This is a genomic window from Grimontia indica (assembly GCF_000333895.2).
GTDB classification, from domain to species: domain Bacteria; phylum Pseudomonadota; class Gammaproteobacteria; order Enterobacterales; family Vibrionaceae; genus Enterovibrio; species Enterovibrio indicus.
Genome location: NZ_ANFM02000015.1, coordinates 23,777 through 40,879 on the forward strand (window position 1 = coordinate 23,777; position 17,103 = coordinate 40,879).

General features: G+C 47.4%; 17 protein-coding genes. 13 read left to right on the plus strand and 4 right to left on the minus strand.

Annotation, left to right across the window (positions count from 1 at the left end; genetic code table 11):
• Positions 1-30 precede the first annotated feature (30 nt).
• The 7 genes from choW to D515_RS09440 all read left to right on the plus strand — a co-directional run bounded on the left by choW (position 31) and on the right by D515_RS09440 (position 8,845).
• A complete protein-coding gene (choW, locus tag D515_RS09410) occupies positions 31-879 on the plus strand; it encodes a choline ABC transporter permease subunit (RefSeq protein ID WP_002538028.1) in 849 nt (282 codons plus the stop codon).
• Between the two features lie 2 nt (positions 880-881).
• Positions 882-2,072 (plus strand): choline ABC transporter ATP-binding protein, encoded by a 1,191-nt coding sequence (choV, locus tag D515_RS09415; RefSeq protein ID WP_002538029.1) that lies wholly within the window; start codon positions 882-884, stop codon positions 2,070-2,072.
• 328 nt (positions 2,073-2,400) lie between these two features.
• A complete protein-coding gene (locus D515_RS09420; RefSeq protein ID WP_039849850.1) occupies positions 2,401-3,378 on the plus strand; it encodes a hypothetical protein in 978 nt (325 codons plus the stop codon).
• A gap of 79 nt (positions 3,379-3,457) precedes the next feature.
• A complete protein-coding gene (locus D515_RS09425) occupies positions 3,458-5,209 on the plus strand; it encodes a HEAT repeat domain-containing protein (protein WP_002538031.1) in 1,752 nt (583 codons plus the stop codon).
• Between the two features lie 128 nt (positions 5,210-5,337).
• The gene (locus D515_RS09430; protein ID WP_002538033.1) at positions 5,338-6,513 is read left to right on the plus strand and encodes a MerR family transcriptional regulator; all 1,176 of its coding nucleotides are present in this window, start codon (positions 5,338-5,340) and stop codon (positions 6,511-6,513) included.
• A gap of 12 nt (positions 6,514-6,525) precedes the next feature.
• Positions 6,526-7,062, plus strand: coding sequence for a GNAT family N-acetyltransferase (locus D515_RS09435; RefSeq protein WP_002538034.1), 537 nt, complete (start codon positions 6,526-6,528; stop codon positions 7,060-7,062).
• A 184-nt stretch (positions 7,063-7,246) separates the two neighbouring features.
• Positions 7,247-8,845, plus strand: coding sequence for a methyl-accepting chemotaxis protein (locus D515_RS09440; protein ID WP_002538035.1), 1,599 nt, complete (start codon positions 7,247-7,249; stop codon positions 8,843-8,845).
• A 67-nt stretch (positions 8,846-8,912) separates the two neighbouring features.
• On the opposite strand, the gene D515_RS25990 is transcribed toward D515_RS09440, so the two are convergent.
• The 3 genes from D515_RS25990 to D515_RS09455 are packed head-to-tail and all read right to left on the minus strand — an operon-like array spanning position 8,913 to position 11,764.
• Positions 8,913-9,614 (minus strand): beta/alpha barrel domain-containing protein, encoded by a 702-nt coding sequence (locus D515_RS25990; protein ID WP_002538036.1) that lies wholly within the window; start codon positions 9,612-9,614, stop codon positions 8,913-8,915.
• Complete coding sequence (pdxA, locus tag D515_RS25995) at positions 9,604-10,632, minus strand: 4-hydroxythreonine-4-phosphate dehydrogenase PdxA (RefSeq protein ID WP_039849851.1); 1,029 nt, start codon at positions 10,630-10,632, stop codon at positions 9,604-9,606. Before pdxA ends, D515_RS25990 begins: the two co-directional genes overlap by 11 nt.
• Positions 10,619-11,764, minus strand: a complete 1,146-nt coding sequence (locus tag D515_RS09455; RefSeq protein ID WP_002538037.1) for a four-carbon acid sugar kinase family protein — start codon at positions 11,762-11,764, stop codon at positions 10,619-10,621. The genes pdxA and D515_RS09455 overlap by 14 nt, the downstream gene beginning before the upstream one ends.
• 146 nt (positions 11,765-11,910) lie before the next feature.
• Here D515_RS09455 and D515_RS09460 point away from each other — a divergent pair, with 146 nt between their 5' ends.
• From D515_RS09460 to D515_RS09485, 6 genes are all read left to right on the plus strand, one after another.
• Positions 11,911-12,789: a LysR substrate-binding domain-containing protein gene (locus tag D515_RS09460; protein ID WP_002538038.1), complete on the plus strand. Its 879-nt coding sequence runs from the start codon at positions 11,911-11,913 to the stop codon at positions 12,787-12,789.
• Between the two features lie 142 nt (positions 12,790-12,931).
• Positions 12,932-13,372 (plus strand): hypothetical protein, encoded by a 441-nt coding sequence (locus tag D515_RS09465; RefSeq protein WP_002538040.1) that lies wholly within the window; start codon positions 12,932-12,934, stop codon positions 13,370-13,372.
• 535 nt (positions 13,373-13,907) lie between these two features.
• Entirely contained in the window at positions 13,908-14,255 is a 348-nt protein-coding gene (locus D515_RS26055) for a GFA family protein (protein WP_338035031.1), read from the plus strand.
• Positions 14,256-14,525: 270 nt separating this feature from the next.
• Positions 14,526-14,807: a BufA2 family periplasmic bufferin-type metallophore gene (gene bufA2, locus D515_RS09475; protein ID WP_002538044.1), complete on the plus strand. Its 282-nt coding sequence runs from the start codon at positions 14,526-14,528 to the stop codon at positions 14,805-14,807.
• 22 nt (positions 14,808-14,829) lie between these two features.
• Positions 14,830-15,657: an MNIO family bufferin maturase gene (bufB, locus tag D515_RS09480; protein WP_002538045.1), complete on the plus strand. Its 828-nt coding sequence runs from the start codon at positions 14,830-14,832 to the stop codon at positions 15,655-15,657.
• A complete protein-coding gene (locus D515_RS09485) occupies positions 15,654-16,424 on the plus strand; it encodes an HvfC/BufC N-terminal domain-containing protein (RefSeq protein WP_002538046.1) in 771 nt (256 codons plus the stop codon). Before bufB ends, D515_RS09485 begins: the two co-directional genes overlap by 4 nt.
• Before the next feature lie 50 nt (positions 16,425-16,474).
• On the opposite strand, the gene D515_RS09490 is transcribed toward D515_RS09485, so the two are convergent.
• On the minus strand, positions 16,475-17,059 hold the full coding sequence (locus D515_RS09490) for a beta-class carbonic anhydrase (RefSeq protein ID WP_002538047.1): 585 nt from the start codon (positions 17,057-17,059) through the stop codon (positions 16,475-16,477).
• Positions 17,060-17,103: the final 44 nt, after the last annotated feature.

The following is a 17,103-nucleotide window of genomic DNA, read 5'->3' on the forward strand; positions in this document are numbered from 1 at the left end:
CAGCACATCAATATGGATTTTGGAGTACACATGAACTGGATTACAGATAATAAAATTCCACTCGGCGACTACATGGAAACCGTTGTCGATTGGCTAACCTACAATGCAGCGGGCTTTTTCGACGCGCTTTCACTTTCGCTTGAATGGCTGATTCTTTCCCTCGTCGATGTGATGCAATGGTTCCCACCTTATGTGCCTATTGCGTTGACTGCGGGCATCGCCTGGCTGCTTCACCGACGCGTATCGCTGGTGATTTTTGTTGTTGCAGCGCTTCTGCTGATTTTGAATTTGGGCTACTGGACGGAGATGATTGAAACCTTCGTGCTGGTGCTTACTGCTACGATGTTGTCGGTACTACTTGGCGTGCCGTTGGGTATTCTCGCCGCGCATCGACCTTGGCTGTATACCTTTATGCGTCCGGTTCTGGACTTGATGCAGACCATACCAACGTTCGTTTACTTGATCCCTACACTGGTTCTGTTTGGACTGGGTGTCGTGCCGGGTCTGATTTCCACGATTATCTTTGCCATTGCTGCACCTATCCGCCTGACTTATCTCGGTATCCGAAGCGTGCCAGAAGAGTTGATAGAAGCGGGTAAAGCGTTTGGCGCTACACCAAGCAAGTTGCTGTTCAAAGTGGAACTGCCAGCTGCCATGCCAAACATCATGGCAGGCATTACCCAGTGCATCATGTTGTCACTTTCAATGGTGGTCATCGCTGCGCTGGTAGGTGCGGACGGTTTGGGTAAACCTGTTATCCGCGCTCTGAATACAGTGAACATCTCACAAGGCTTTGAGGCAGGACTCGCGATTGTATTAGTCGCTATTATTCTCGACCGTCTCTGCAAAGCGCCGGCTTCACAAGGTAAAGAGGGTTAATCATGAAAGCAGTATCGATTGAAAACCTCGACGTGATTTTTGGTCATGGGCTTGAGCGCAGCATCTCCATGCTGGACGAAGGTAAAACCCGTCAGGAAATTCAGGAAGAAACTGGCAACGTGGTCGGTGTCAGTAACGCCACCATTTCTGTCGACGAAGGCGAAATTTGTGTATTGATGGGGCTGTCCGGCTCCGGTAAATCCAGTTTGCTGCGTGCTGTGAACGGCTTAAATCCAGTGACCCGCGGCTCTCTGAAAGTACGAGATGGCGAAGAGATGGTGGAGCTTAACGGCATTGATGCAAACAAGCTTCGTGATCTCCGCTCACACCGCGTTTCCATGGTGTTCCAGAAGTTCGCACTGATGCCTTGGCTCAGCGTGGTAGACAACGTTGCTTTTGGCCTGGAAATGCAAGGCATGGGTAAAGCAGAGCGCCGCAAACGCGCCATGGAAAAGCTGGACATGGTCGGCTTGAGTGAGTGGCATGATAAGCTGCCGCACGAGCTGTCCGGAGGCATGCAGCAGCGAGTAGGCTTGGCGCGTGCTTTCTGTATGGACAGCGACATTCTATTGATGGACGAACCATTCTCAGCCCTAGACCCACTGATCCGTAACCAGCTTCAGGACGAGTTGTTGGAGCTTCAACGTAAACTCAACAAGACGATTCTGTTTGTGAGTCATGATTTGGATGAAGCCCTGAAAATCGGCAATAACATTGCCATTATGGAATCAGGAAAAATCATCCAACACGGAAAACCGGAAGACATTGTGCTGCGCCCAGAAACCCAGTATGTCGAAGATTTCGTTGCGCATACTAACCCATTGAATGTGCTTCGTGGTCGTTCCCTGATGACGGCTTTAGGCGACCTTGAAAAAGTCGGCGCGGCTTTGGTTCTGAACAAGCATGAAGGCACCAAGCTAATTGTTGATGACAAAGGTGAATTGCAAGGTGCGATGCGTGGGACTGAATCGTTGGGGATTGCCCATTGGCAGGAAAGCTCAGCCATCGCATCTTTGTCAAAAGACACCATCGTTATGGCAAATGCTGATATATCGATGCGCAATGCGTTGGAAATTCGCTATCAAACAGGTTTACCCCTGTTATTAACGGAGAATGACCAAGTTATTGGTGTGTTATCTGATAACGACTTTTATCATGCGCTGCTAGGAAAGCATTTTTCCAATGCGGCATAATATATAATTCGAATTGTAAAAAACGGTCAGGATATTCCTGGCCGTTTTTTATTTCATACATGAATAACACAATTCAATTTTAGCTATAATCTTTTGTTATTCTTAAGAAGAAGATACTCTGTAAAATTAATCTTTTCTAAATAATGCTTTCCTTAAAATAATGCCAAACTCATACGTGGTCTGTAATTGATTACTAGTACAAAACTATCAATTAATTCTAAAAGCATCTTCATTCGGCACTTTTTTCCCTTTTGTGGATTACATTTTTTTTGCCTTGAATTTTTGAGGCAAAATCCAAGTTACATTTTAATAATATTAGGAAATTATGATGAAGATTAGGAAGATAGGGGGTCTGCTCTGTGCAGCGGTACTCTCGGTTTCATCTTTTCAAACTCAGGCAGTGGGCCTCTACGCGGGGCAGGTACTTAACAAATCACATCGTGCTAACACACACAACGTGGTGAAAAACTTCGTGGAAACACGTAAGGGTTTTGGTTATGTGGAGTTTACCGGGGGGAAAGTGATTGGTAATACCGACAATGAGTTCAAAGTGACAGTGGGACCCCACAACACCACTTTGGGTTCTGTGCTTGGCGGTGTTGACTTGAACTTTAATCCTGAAGAACTGAATTGCGTGCGTGGTTTGCATCTTTCACTCAGCGTAGGCAGTGACGTTCCGTTATCTCTGAGCCCAACGTGTGACGCCCTGTTACGTGCTGATATCAATCGCACAATCAGTCACACAGTGGCAGAAGCAGAAGTGCCTATTCCCGAGGTGCCTATCGATCCAGCAGGCGTGTTTCGCCTCGGAGTGAAAGTCGGCGCGGCGTTAAAAGTTGGGGCTGATTTTGCAGCAGGTCTTGAGGTTGGTGGTTTCGATAAGCCTAACAAACCCATCGAAATCAATGGCCAGCGTCGTCCAGACTTTGTCTATGCCAGTGTTCGTCCCTTTATTTCTGGAGATGCGACGGCGAAAGGCTATGCCAGCTTAAATCTCTTATTTAAAACCGTTGAAAAAGGCGTAAAGGGCTCGCTGACTTTAATTAATGCGGGAACGAAGGCTTACGCTGAAGCTGGTATTTCCTACGAACCGGATTGTGAGTGTGATCAAACAAAAGATTACCAGTACTATACCAAGCTGAAATGGGATGCAAGTGCAAAAGGTGGTAACGGTAAAATTGGTTTGTACTGCGACGTTAAACTATTTGGCCTTGCGCGGATATTTTATGCAGAAACTGACTTAATTAGTTGGTCGCCGATTTACGAATTTGAACATACGATTTATGAAAAAACGGCTTACTTCTAATTAATAATATTTATGATCTTTTAATAAATAATATTTATGGGGGCGCATTAGTGCCTCCTATTTCTTCAATGGATAAGTCATGAACAGGAATATTATTCTTATTTCTCTAATTGCCTGCTCTGCGCTGGCAGCATCTTTCGTATGGTTTGATACCGAGCCAGAAGTACAGACAACCAATATTACATTTTCTAACAACACCAATAGTGACACTGTCACACAATCTACTGAATATATGAAGCTAAACGACAGTGAAGCCGACTCCATCCCGCAAGATGGGGAAGAAATACCTTCTGTCAGGGCATATAAGGCAATAGTGAACTCAAAGCTTTCAACCTCTCAAACGCTATTAGCAGATTTTACCAATGCTTTGAGTTTTGAGCTTGATATGGAGGGTGGGGCCCCAAGCAAAGGCGTTGTATTTGATGTGAAGTTTGAGTCAGAGGATCCGAACACCCAAATTCCGCCGTACCTTGGTTTTACTTTTAAGTATGATGATGGCGCTTTCAGTAACGTGTCGATGCTGGGGTTAGAGCCCATGCATCCACTAAATTTGATGACGGCATTACTTCAGCAGTTTTCATACTACGAAGGCATTCAGAGTCTGCAACTACCGGACGGAACCCACACTTACCTCTACGAGATCCACGGCAATGCGGTCAGCAGACAGAAAGCGGCTGAAATTGGCAGCTCAGCCAGTTATCAAACCCTAGAAGACAGTGACTTTTGGCAACTGAAGACCGATCGTTTTTTCTTTCCTCAACGGCTAAAACTCAGCACGCGAAAAACCATCGTCATGGATGGTTCCGAACTTCAACTGGATCAGCAAATTATCATCAAACCCATCACGTCCAAAGGCAACTTATTCACGTTGGCAAACTATAGTGCTGGAGCAAACAGTCATTACAAAGTCGCCCTCACAGACACTACGCCAGAACTAGAAGTGACCGACGAAAACTTTATGGAGACGCTGGTGTTATTTGATGCTAATCCAACGTTAGATACTGCTCAGGCTCTTGGGATTTATCTGGTTAGCCAAGGTTGGGGTTTTGTCCGTGACCTTCTCGTATCGGACGATATCACCGACAGTATGCGTTCGAGTCTGATCTTCGCACTTGAACGTTCCGGTGAACAAGAAGGCGAATACCTACTGTCTTCCATTATTGAAGACAACTCCTTGGGAGAGACAGATCGTCTTCGGGCAATTATGTCTATCTCCAAAATGGGCGAGGTGAACAGTCAGGTTGCGCTCAGTACCCTTCAGGATATGCTCACTCATTCCAACAGCCTGTTAGCACAGACAGCGATGCTGAATATCGGCATTTTGGGTAAGCAAAATCCACGTATGACCAACGAAGTCACTGGCTTTCTTGCTAACAAGCTTTCGTCGAGTAGGGCGGGTTACAGTGAACTCGTTGCCATCGCGAATCTAGGCAACGCAGAGCTAGATAATCGCGTGGTGCCATATTTGGAAAGTGAGTATGCAGATGAGAGGCAAGTAGCGGCGAAAATGCTCAGCCGAAACCCGGAAATGCAGTCCCATCTTCTTAATAAAATGTTGAATGATGACCACCCTGGTGTGGTGAAAGCGATCAGTTCAGGCATTGAAACTAATAGTCAGAATCTGCAGCTTTCAGAGAGCTATCAGGCGCAGTTGCGAAACAGGATTGGTGCGTCAGATATTTTAACTCCTACCCGCGATTTACTGTTCGCCTTTCTCGCCAACAATACCGAGCCATCAGAACTCAACAAATCGATTGCCCGAAAGATTCTGGAAGCGCCAGATGTATCTGAGTCTACGCTGGCATTGGCACAAGATCTGATAAACCGTTAAACCTCATTTTATCGATCAAACGCCGGCATTTGGTGTCGGCGTTTTCTATTTCTGCATAACAATTCTTATTGACCTGTCTACAGCTTTATAGTTTAAGGTGGCGACATTGATGGGCATAGGAGGCAAGCATGTACCGTATTTCCGAGCTGGCGGATTTAGTCGGATTATCCCGCACGGCGCTGCTTTATTACGAAAAGCAGGGACTGATTCAGGGTAAGCGTTTGGAAAACAGTTACCGCGTTTACAGTGACAAAGATGTTCAACGTGTTCGTTTGATCCAGAAGCTTCAGGCTGGAGGTTTAACGCTCAAGGAATGCAAAGCTTGCCTGAATGCCAAGGTTGACCGTGAGCTTCTACAGAGTCGCCTGAAGCAGTTAGATGAAGAGATCGCGCACAAACAACAATCACGTCAATTGTTAGCAGCACTGCTGGGTGAAGGGGACTTAAAAGCTTGGCATGAGTCTGTCGACAAAATAGCGCCAGACGCGCATCTCGATTGGTTAATAAAGCAGGGCTTCATTGAAAAAGAGGCGCTGCACTTGAAATGGTTATCAAAAGACATGAATGAACATGACCGCTACATGGCTGACTTTATGCGTGTTTTCGAAACACTGGATCGCTGGGGGCCAGGTTCGGAAGAGGAAACACTTCGTGCACTCAGCAGTGTGAAGTCTTCGCCGAAGACATTGCTTGAAATTGGTTGTGGTAAAGGCATTGCGACGACTGTGTTGGCAAAACATACCGACGCAGCGATTACCGCGCTGGACAATGAGCCTTCTGCGCTCAGCCGCTTGAATGAGCGTGCAGCAGAGCTTGGCTTTTCAGATCGCATAGCAACAGTGAATGCCAGCATGACGGAATTGCCTTTTGACCCTGAGAGTTTTGACCTGATTTGGGCAGAAGGCTGTGCCTACATTATGGGAGTCGAAAACGCACTGAAAGCATGGCGTCCATCACTTAAGCAAGAGGGAGTGCTGGTGTTAAGTGATTTGGTCTGGCTGACCGACACGCCAAGTGACGAAACCAAAACATTCTGGCTACAGGAATACCCAGATATCGGCACCATTGCCAAGCGTGAAGCCCAGGCAAAATCAGCGGGCTACGAAGTGTTAGAGAGTTTTACCCTTGCACCAGAAGCTTGGAAAAACTACTTCAAACCTTTGGAAGCAAGAGTAAATGCGCTGAAAGCAGACATGCCGGAATCTGCGGCACTGAAGGATATTCAGACTGAACTGAACATCTACAACCGATATTTAAACGAATTTAGTTATCAGGTCTTTGTACTGAAGAAGAAAGGCCGCTAAGGAAAATTAATCATGAATTACACCACTTACCAAAAGAACGACGTCGAAGCGATTATTGAATTGCTTCAAGCGACATTTGCCAACTCTGAAGGTGAAGAAGCAGGAAAAATGCTTGGCGTATTTGCTCGCGCGATGATGGAAACGACACCTGAGCAAGACTTACAGGTATTCATTGCCAAAGACGAAGAAAAAATTGTTGGCGGCGTGATGTTCTCCACGCTCACGTTGAAGAGTGACAAAACAGCCAAGCTGCTTTCACCAATGGCCGTGAGCACAGAAGTGCAGGGCAAAGGTATTGGCCAGGCGCTGATTAACCATGCATTGGGTATCCTGAAATCCCAAGGCGTCGACATTGCGGTGACCTATGGCGATCCTAACTTCTACAGTAAGGTGGGATTTGCACAAATCAGCGAAGACGTTATCAAAGCGCCATTGCCATTGAGTTTCCCAGAAGGCTGGCTGGGACAGTCGCTAAATGGCGAAGCTTTAGAGGCCATTTCAGGTGAATCAGGCTGTGTACCTGCACTGAACAATCCAGAACTTTGGTAGTGGTTAAAAAGCGCCTTTGGGCGCTTTTTAGCCTATTGTTTTACAAGTAGTATGTGAATTTTCAAATGTGATTCAAATCGCATATCAGTCCACTGTCGCTTTTAGTGATAAATTTGTAACCAATGTGAAATATAGCGTTACTAGGCTTACCAGCAAAAGCAGTAGGTAAGTGAAAGGAAACACTATGAGCGTACGTCAGCGATTGCTGGTGGCATTCACACTTTTTCTCGCGTCAACGATAGGACTCGGCAGTTTGGCGCTGTGGATTTCATCCCGTTCGACCGATGCGTATTCGGAATACGTGAACGAACAGCTTCCTGAAGTATGGGCGCTCTTGGCGCTTGAAAGAGATCATCGAGACCTCTCAACCCTTTCTCAAAAGATTAAAGCTCAGCTCCTGTTCTGGGGCGAAATCACACCGCAATTTGAGAGCTTCCAAGCAAATTACCAAGCGAGTTGGGAGCAACTCTACCAGCATCCTTCCCTTAGTGAATGGGTTCACGCCAACGCGGAAAACAAAGAGAAAGTTGATGCTTATGTCATAAAGTTATCCCGCGCGATTAAAGACAAAAGCTTCTACGACGCTGGGCGAGTGGTCGACTTTGATTTGTATCCCGCTGTAGATCCAATGTTAGCTGCGATAAGTGAGAAGCTGGCGGAGCGGCGTGAATATGCAAATATTTCTGCAGGTGGATTGATCGCCTTTTTAAAGCAACAGTCGATGTTCATCATGGCCGCAATCGGTATAGCGACCATTGTCGCTGTGATCTTGATGTTGTGGCTGCATCACACCGTCATCATTCGTATGAATAGGATTTCGAGGGCGCTGACCAATATTGATACGGAATCTGATCTCACTGTACGTCTTGAAGACCATTACAAAGATGAAGTGTCAGCGATTGTCCGAGCATCCAATAATTTGCTGGAGAAGTTCAATCATTTCGTCACGCACATTCACACCAGAACCGGGGAGTTGGATGAACAATCCGGTACGCTCGATGGCCAGAGCCACAGGGTGTCGGACATTAACAAAGACACTCAGTCACAAATCAATGAAGTGGCTCAGTCTTTGACTGTGATGGAAACGGCGACCTCAGACATCGTGTCGGCAGTTAACAACACGCGTGAATGTATCGGCAAAATGGCCAAAGACAATGGTGATCTTCAGGCGCAGATGACCGCGACAGAGAAGTCGATTGCCTACAGTGTTGATTCTGTTGGCAAAGTGGCAATCACGATGGAAACTCTGAGAGCCACCAGTGAAAAAATCTCTGGGGTGACTGATGTGATTGAGTCCATTGCTGAACAAACCAACCTGTTAGCGCTCAATGCGGCTATTGAAGCCGCACGTGCTGGCGAGCAGGGCAGAGGGTTTGCTGTTGTCGCAGACGAAGTTCGTAGTTTGTCGAAACGCACGTCTGAGTCGACGGGAGACATTCGGAACTGGATTAACGATCTGATTTCACAGGTTGAAGCTGCAAGCTCATTATTGAGTGAAACTAAGGTGGCGAGTGAAAACAACCAGCAAGCGAGTGTGCAGCTTCAACAATATCTCAGTGAAATGCACCGCACGTTTGAAGGTTTGGAACAACTCAGTGCAGAAGCTGGTGTGGCACTGACTTCCCAGCACCGCGAGATAGAGCACCTGACAGAGCGAAGAAGGGAATTGAAGCGCGGGAGCCAGTCATTGACTGATGCCATCAATACCACCAGTCATGTCAGCGGTCAGCTAAGCAGTCAGTCGAGTGAGCTGTCTAAACTCACGATGCAGTTCAAGACCTAGACGAGGGACGAAAGAAGCAAGCCTGCATTAAAGCAGGCTTGTTGGTATCAATGAGTTTCTCCTGGTGCTATCCAGTCGGTCGAGGTGATTGCTGAACTTCCAGACATGTCTTGGAGATGGCGCTGACCTGACCTTGTAACCCCGGCTTTTCTGATGGAAATGCACCAGCAAAGGCCGCCGTACCCACTGTGAAGCCTGAGGCACCTGATTGGTATACCGCCTCAATACGCTCTTGGTTATCAATACTCCCCGCCATGATGACCGGCTTTGATGACGCTTCACATACTCTGCGCATTAACTCGGGTACATCTCCCGAAAAACGATACGCCAACAAATCTAGTCCGTCGACCCCATCGATCGCTGAAATCTCTTCTGCATGCTGGGCAATGCTCTCGACACTGCCACTCAGGATGCTTGGATGTCCTTGTATTTCTCCTGCAAAAGGGTAGTACTTAAGAGGGTGGTTTCTCACCAATGGAGCGACCAGTTCCGGCCTGGTTCCACCAAGCAGATAATCGACGTTCAAGGTCATCGCCGCTTTCGCCGATCGGATTTCACTTTCCTGATCCAAACTCACCACTTCCAGATAAACAAACGCTCCTGCCTGACGAATGTCCTCAGCCAGCAACTGTAGTTCTTCGAAAGGCAAACCGACATCTTTGAAGCCGATATGTATCGCCCCGCCATCAATCACCTCTTTTACTCTCTCGCGCGCGTCAGGGATGGTTTTGTCGTTCTCTGTCAGCATAAAGATAAAATCAAAGCTCATGATGGCTCTCCTCTGGTTGGTTCAGTGTATCTCTGTTTTGTGATAGTTGATGGGCGCATCGGATAGATGCCAATAGGCTGGAGGGTGAGGCGATGCCTTTACCTGCAATGTCGAAACCTGTTCCGTGATCTGGACTGGTGCGGATAAAGGGTAATCCAAGCGTGACATTCACGCCTTCATCTAGCCCCATGTACTTCACCGGTATCAGTCCCTGATCGTGATATTGGGCGACGACGATATCGAATCTACCTTCTCTGGCCTGCATAAACACAGTGTCTCCGGGCCATGGACCAGAGGCATTGATGCCTTTGCGCTTTGCGTATTCGATAGCGGGATTGATGATGTTCTTCTCCTCATCACCGAAAAGTCCGTTTTCTCCCGCGTGTGGGTTTAGACCCGCGACCGCAATGCGAGGAGCAGGAATGCCAAACTGAATGCAGGCGTTATGTGCCAGTTCAATCGCACGGCATTGCGCGTTGAAATCAGCCTGCTCGATGGCATTTCGCAAGGAACAATGCACAGTGACGAGCACGGTTTTGATACTCTCGTTTAACAGCATCATAGCCACGTCATCGGCACCGCCGTAATCTGCAAAAATCTCGGTATGTCCTGGGTAAGGCACCTTGGCAAGACTTAACGATTCTTTGTTGATGGGCGCAGTTACCACGCCAGAAACTTCGCCATTTTTTGCTAACTCGATGGCTTTCAAAATGGCTTTAAATGCTACTTCTCCGCTATCACGTTGTACGCGGCCTACGCGTGGGTGTTTGTCGAGATGACTGCTGACCAGCAGGTTCACAACGCCTTGTTGATGTCGAGCATCACGAGGATGAGTGACCACATTTAGCTTCATTTGAGGTTGATAGATAGCCAATGCCGACTCGATGACGGTCAGGTCTCCGATCACCACGCAACTTGGCAATGGTTCTGAGCTGTTCAGGGCTTTCAGAATGATTTCTGGCCCGATGCCGGAAGGATCGCCCATGGTAATAGCAACCGGTTTTTCATTCGCTAACATGACGTTCTCCTTTGTGGTTGAATCCGAATTGACGGATGGCATTTTTCAAGGAGTCTGGTTGGCCAAATCCCCCTGCTTTTATGCCAATAAAAAAAGGTGTTTCTGAATGGGGCAGAACGGCGTGACAAACCGGAAAGCCTTTCTCCAACTGGTGACACAGCGTCATAGTGGTCACGCCAATTCGATCCAAAATAGCGCGGGAAGTCTCACCGCCTGTTGCGATCAATCCGTCATAGCGCGCGTGAGTAATAAGACGAGCTGCTTCGCTTGATAGCTTGTGCAACACGCTTTTTGGGTCTGCGTTTTTTATTGATGGTGCGGCGAGCATAGCGAGCTCATGCGCGTGGGAATTCTGTTCTTCTAAGCCAATGGATGTGCATTCGAGCTGCGCCTTTTGCTGGTGGCTAACTTCGTTTGCACTGCCTATCACCACGAGTAATCTGGAAGCCTTAAAGGGAAACGAACTCTCAGAGGGTTGACTCTCAAACCTTACGGCCAGCGCTTGAGCCAAGCCTTGCGAGCCAACCCAAAGAATCTTTTCAGGGTTTGGGAAATGACTGACCAATAAATCCAGTGCTGGCTGAGAGTCGGCATCCAGAATGAGCACCTTGTTACTCGTCAATGCCTCATTAACGGCTTCGGAAGAAGCATCTCCCGCCAATACCGCGATAGCGCCAATATCTGCGGGAACCAACTCAACAATCGAAGATGTGAGCGCAGGGTGTACCGGATCTTTCCCATAACTGGATTCAGCAACAGGAGTGCCATTAACGTACTGAACGCCAGCTCTGGTTATGCGCCCAGCGTCTGGAAAGGCGGGGGCGATAACAAGATGCTGTTTTCTACTGGCATGAAAAGCGGCGCGGATCTCCGCTTCAATGTGCCCACGCAACGTGGAATCGATAGTTTTGATGATCAGTTCATTTTCTTGCGTATTGTCGGCTGCCTGTTTGGTTATCTCGTAAGCCAACTCTTCGGTCAGACTGCGAGAGTTCGTGTCGATAGAGACAACTTGTGCGCTTGGATTTTGGTGATGATTAAGCACCACTTCGCAATGTTTACCCTTTTCATAGAAAGGTAAGGCAGCGTCTGCAGCACTTGTTAAATCGTCAGCAATGATACGTACTTTCATCCTTTGCATACCTCCATTGAAATCATGGGGAAATGCTAAGGCAATGTTGCTCTGACGAATATCGACAATAACTGACAGGTATTGGTGATATATAATCACCAATTTTGCTAAAGTAAAAATGAAATACCGAAGCGTTAAGGAATGACATGAAACGGAGAGATATCCCGTCTTTGGATGACTTGCGAGCTTTTGAGGCAGTGGGCAGGCTGGGTTCGGTCAGGGCTGCGGCAGACGATTTGGCCCTCACTCATGGTGCGGTCAGTCGCCGCGTCAGCAAGCTCTCTGAGGACATTCGAGTAAGTTTGTTGGAGCCTGTGGGAAGAGGCGTAAAGCTAACTTCTGAAGGGGAAAAACTGTTTGGATTGATGCAAGGGTTCTTTGAAGACCTTGCCGATACACTAGAAGAAATCCGAACACCAATCCCTTCACCACCTGTGTTGCTATCTTGTGAGCGCTCGGTGGCGATGCATTGGCTTATCCCTCATCTCAGTCAGTTTCAGGATGCGAGGCCAGATATTGAAATCAATCTTTCCGTTGGGGGAGGGCATTTTGACTTTAAGCGGGATGGCATCACGTTAGCGCTTCGAAGAATGGATTTCAGTGTTGACCCGCGTTGGAAGGTCGAGCCGTTGTTTGAGGAAGAAATGGGCCCCGTGATGACAGAAAAACAGCGTGAGTTATTTGAACAAGGTGATTACGTTGCCTTGTCCAGTAAAACCCGTCCAGACGCATGGCGAGACTGGTTGGCTCTCTGCCCAGACGCGAAACCTCCTCGCGAATACCGTTTTCTGGATCACCATTTTCTGATGGTTGAATCGGCCGTGAATGGTCTGGGTGTGGCGATATGCCCAAAAGTATTGGCGATCAATGAGCTAAAGAAACAGCGATTAGTTAGCCCTTTGGGTTTTGCCAAAGACGGTTCTTACTACGGTTTGTTGTATGAGAGCAACAAGCCATTAAGCAGCGAAGCGGCAGAGGTTAAACGCTGGCTTAAATCTCTAGGAAAGTCTTTAAGTGACGGTTAGTGCATGCTAAACACTGGCACTCGTTAGAAATGTAAACAGGACATATAAACGAGAGCTGGCGTGTATTTTGGTTTTCTATAGTAGGAGGTTGTCGAAAATTTCGTCACTATTGTCTGAGTTGATGCAAACAAGGACGATAACAATGATCAAGAAAATCGCGATAGCAGCAGTCAGCGCAATGATGATGTTGGCTATGCCAGCGAAAGCCAATGTTGATGCCTTCGCCACTTGCATGGTGGACTCATTGAATGGCAAAGAGCGCAAACAGCTTGCACAGTGGGTGTACTTCGCGATTGCTGCACACCCTGAGATGGCGCCTTTTGCGAAAGTGACGGATAAAGACCGTGACGTCTCTGACAAAGTGATGGGTGATTTGGTCAACCGGCTGTTGATTGAAGATTGCTCTGAGGAGTTGGTGGTTGCTTTCAATCAAAACCCATTGGCAGTGAATCAGGCATTCGAGTTTGTTGGTAAAGTCGCCATGCAGGAATTGATGACAAATCCAGAAGTGATGGCAACTATTTCCAATTATGCGGAGCATCTGGACCAAGAGAAATTAAACGGATTGTTGAGCGGAAAATAATCTCATCGAATACGCACCGGAATTCTCCAAACGGGAAAAGCTGCTGAGACTAATTTTGATTGGTTGCGGCGGCTTTTTGTTGTTTCTGACTGCGCAATTTTGGCTGTTGCCAATGATAGACAACTTCGCTGAACGCCCACATTGCTATTCGATTTTTGGCATCCAGCTTGTTAACTACTTTTGGTATCTCGTCTTTGTCGGATTTCCTTTATCGATATTCATTCCCGCGATGTTATTTGTCCCATTGGGAGTGAAAGGGTGGATGCAGGGACAGTTTCCGCCAATAGGTACAAAGGTCTTTCGTCGCACACGTATTAAAGTTGGAGTCCAGGGTAAACTGTTCTCTGTGTTTCAAATGCTGCCTGCCATTTTGGTGTTGGCTCTGTCAGTTTGGGGCTACTTCCAGGCTTCAGCACTATCCCCAATAGATTTGAGCCAATTTGACCTGTCTTTATGTGAAAAATGAGCGCCTGCTTCCGCGGCGAATAGCTTAACAACGCTAGGATTATCAGTATGTCGGGTTTTGCAGGAAGACATGTTGATCCAAGTCCAATGCCACTGCGGCAATGTATCGCTTTCCGCTGAATACCCACCCACAGAAGTGACTCATTGTAATTGCTCGATATGTCGGCGATATGCGGCAGCCTGGTCTTATTACGGGTTGGATGAAGTGAACGTTTCGGTCAGGAGTAGCTCACCCAAAACGTATTGCTGGGGAGACGAAGATATAGAATTCCATTACTGTCCGAATTGCGGATGTGTTACCCACTATGTCACCACGCCCAAATGCGCAGCCAAAATTATTGCGATCAACATGCGAATGGCCGATAAACATACGCTCGAAAACCTTCCCGTTCGATACGTCAATGGTGCCAGTTTCTAAGTCTCAAATATTCTCTCTTTTTAGTCATTTCATTAAGAAATCCGTGTGTGAATGCATGTTCATATTGAAAATTTTTCAAACTTTTTAATTGTTATAAAACATTGAGATAGCATTCAATTTGGCACAAGGCTTATTCGTCTGCGAAATATTCACGAAAATGCTTGGGTCTGTTTGGGGGAGTTAGACATGCGTCTTAACCTCAAGGTAACCGAACACCCGTGAATGGACAATTTGTCGGTTACCCAACCTACAAATACTGGAGTACAGACAATGAATAAGATTGAAAAGAGCGCCACTTTCGCATCAGTAGCACTGGCAGTAGCAATGAGCGCAAGCGCGTTTGCCGCAGAAGCACCAGCAGGCAGCACCGGCGCTGCAATCGGTGCTGGCGACAAAGTTCACTGCTACGGTATCCACTCTTGTAAAGGCCAGTCAGACTGTAAAACTGCCGAGCACCAGTGCAAAGGTCAAAACGCTTGTGGCGGCCACGGTTTTAAAGCGATGAAAGCGAAAGAATGCCTTGATCAAGGTGGCGTGATCTCTGATCTCTAATTGATTGCCTGGAGTGAATGAAATGACTTCTAGCTTTGGACTGGGTTTACGCACTCAGCATTACAACGAGTTTCTGAATGCACGACAACCTGTCGATTGGCTGGAAGTCATTTCTGACAACTTTATGGTCAATGGTGGTAAGCCATTGGCCATACTCGACCGCATCCGCGCCGACTATCCAATGACCATGCATGGTGTTTCCATGTCGATTGGTTCGGTCAATGGCCTGGATGAAGATTATCTCAAACGCCTCAAAGCGCTCGAACAGCGTATCGAACCCATGTGGGTGTCTGATCACCTTTGCTGGGGCGGCGTCCACGGACGCAAACTTCACGATTTAATGCCCTTGCCATTCACGCAAGAAGCGCTGGGTGTGGTGGCGAGAAACATTCACCACGCTCAGGATGTTTTGAAGCGTCCGTTGGTGGTAGAAAATGTCTCAAGCTATGTTGAATTCAAAGATTCAGAGATGACTGAGTGGGAGTTTCTGAGCGAGATTTGCAATGCAACAGGCTGCCAGCTTTTGCTGGATATCAACAACATTTATGTCAGCGCATTTAACCACGGCTTTTCACCGTTTGAGTTTATCGATGGTGTACCGAAAGAGCACATCTGCCAATTCCATCTCGCCGGCCACCAAAACAACGGCGACCACCTGATTGATACCCATGATCATCCGGTTTGTGCAGGTGTGTGGGATTTGTATGAATACGCGCTAACCCGCTACGGCAATGTACCGACCATGATTGAACGTGACGATAATGTCCCACCTTTGGGTGAGCTTTTGGATGAGTTGGATGTCGCGCGCAAGATTGCAGTAAACGCTTTGAAAACGGAGGGTGCAGCATGAGCCTTCAATCCCTTCAGGACAGTTTCCAAACCATCGTGCTCAGCCAGCAATGCACTGAGGCTGACTGGGTAAATGAGAGGGCAGGCAGTCTGCCATCAAAAGATCGCTTAGCCATTTACTACAATGCTTACCGTATCCGACTTATCGATGTTTTGCGTGACAACTTTGAACATACCGCGGTTTACCTGGGCGATGATTGGTTTAACCAACTGGCTGCGGACTACGTGCAAACCCACCCGTCGACTTACACCAATATTGGCTACTATGGTCACTTGTTTGCCAGCTTTATTGCCGAGCAGCTTCCCGATGATCTTGAAGTCGCAGAGTTGGCAGAACTTGATTGGACGCTCAGAAGAGCGTTTGACGGCGAAGACAGTGACGTAATGACCATGGAATCACTTCAGGCAATGGCAACCGCTGATCCGGAAAACATCCAGTTGTGTGCAGTGCCGACCCTCACCTTAACCACACATACCTGTAATACCCTTGATATCTGGCATGCCATCGACAAAGAAGAAACACCACCAACAGTTGCGCCATTACCGCAAGCTGTCGATGTACTGGTTTGGCGAAAAGGGCACTCTCCACATTTCCGAAGTATTTCGCCATTAGAATCTACCGCTATTTCCATGATTCAGAAAGGTGTGAATCTCAATGATCTCGGCGCACATCTACAGGCGCAGTTTCCTGATGTCGATGTGTCCGTTGAGTTTGGGCAAATGCTGCATCGCTGGATTGCGGATGAAGTGTTGGCCTTTAATGATTAATTGATTTCCAAGAGCAACACGTAAAGACCACCACCTCTGCTTAAATTCTCTTAAATTGCTGTGCCGGCTTTGGTCGCCTCTTCGACTTCTATCAACCTTCCTGTTTCGCAGTCGAAGACATAGCCATAAACGGGAATATCTTTAGACACCAAAGAGCTTGATTTAATTCGTTTTACGTCTTCAACAACACTAGCTTCCAGATCACTAAATGTCAGCCAATTCACAAAGTGTCCTTCAACTGAACCGCCTTCTTCGGTTGTGTTGACCCATTCTGCACCATTATGTACGGCGGTATTTAAGCTATTTTCAAGCAAATCACCCATGGTTTTCTGATCAAATTTCTGCATGCCGCAATCAGTGTGATGAACGACAAACCACTCGTTGGTTCCAAGTAGCTTGTGCGATAGAGCTAATGAGCGAATGGCGTCGTCACTGGCCCTTCCGCCCGCGTTACGAATGACGTGTGCATCGCCTTCAGATAACCCAGCGAATTTAGCGGGGTCAAGGCGTGCGTCCATGCAGGTAAGAACGGCAAACTTTCGGCTCGGTGGGATTTGTAATTGTCCTTTATCCCCAAAATTCGCGACGTATTCTTGATTCGCGTGTTCAACTTCTTGTTTTACTCTGCTCATCATTTGGATCCTCATTTTCAGTTTTGGCGCTCGCGGCCCGCAAAAGG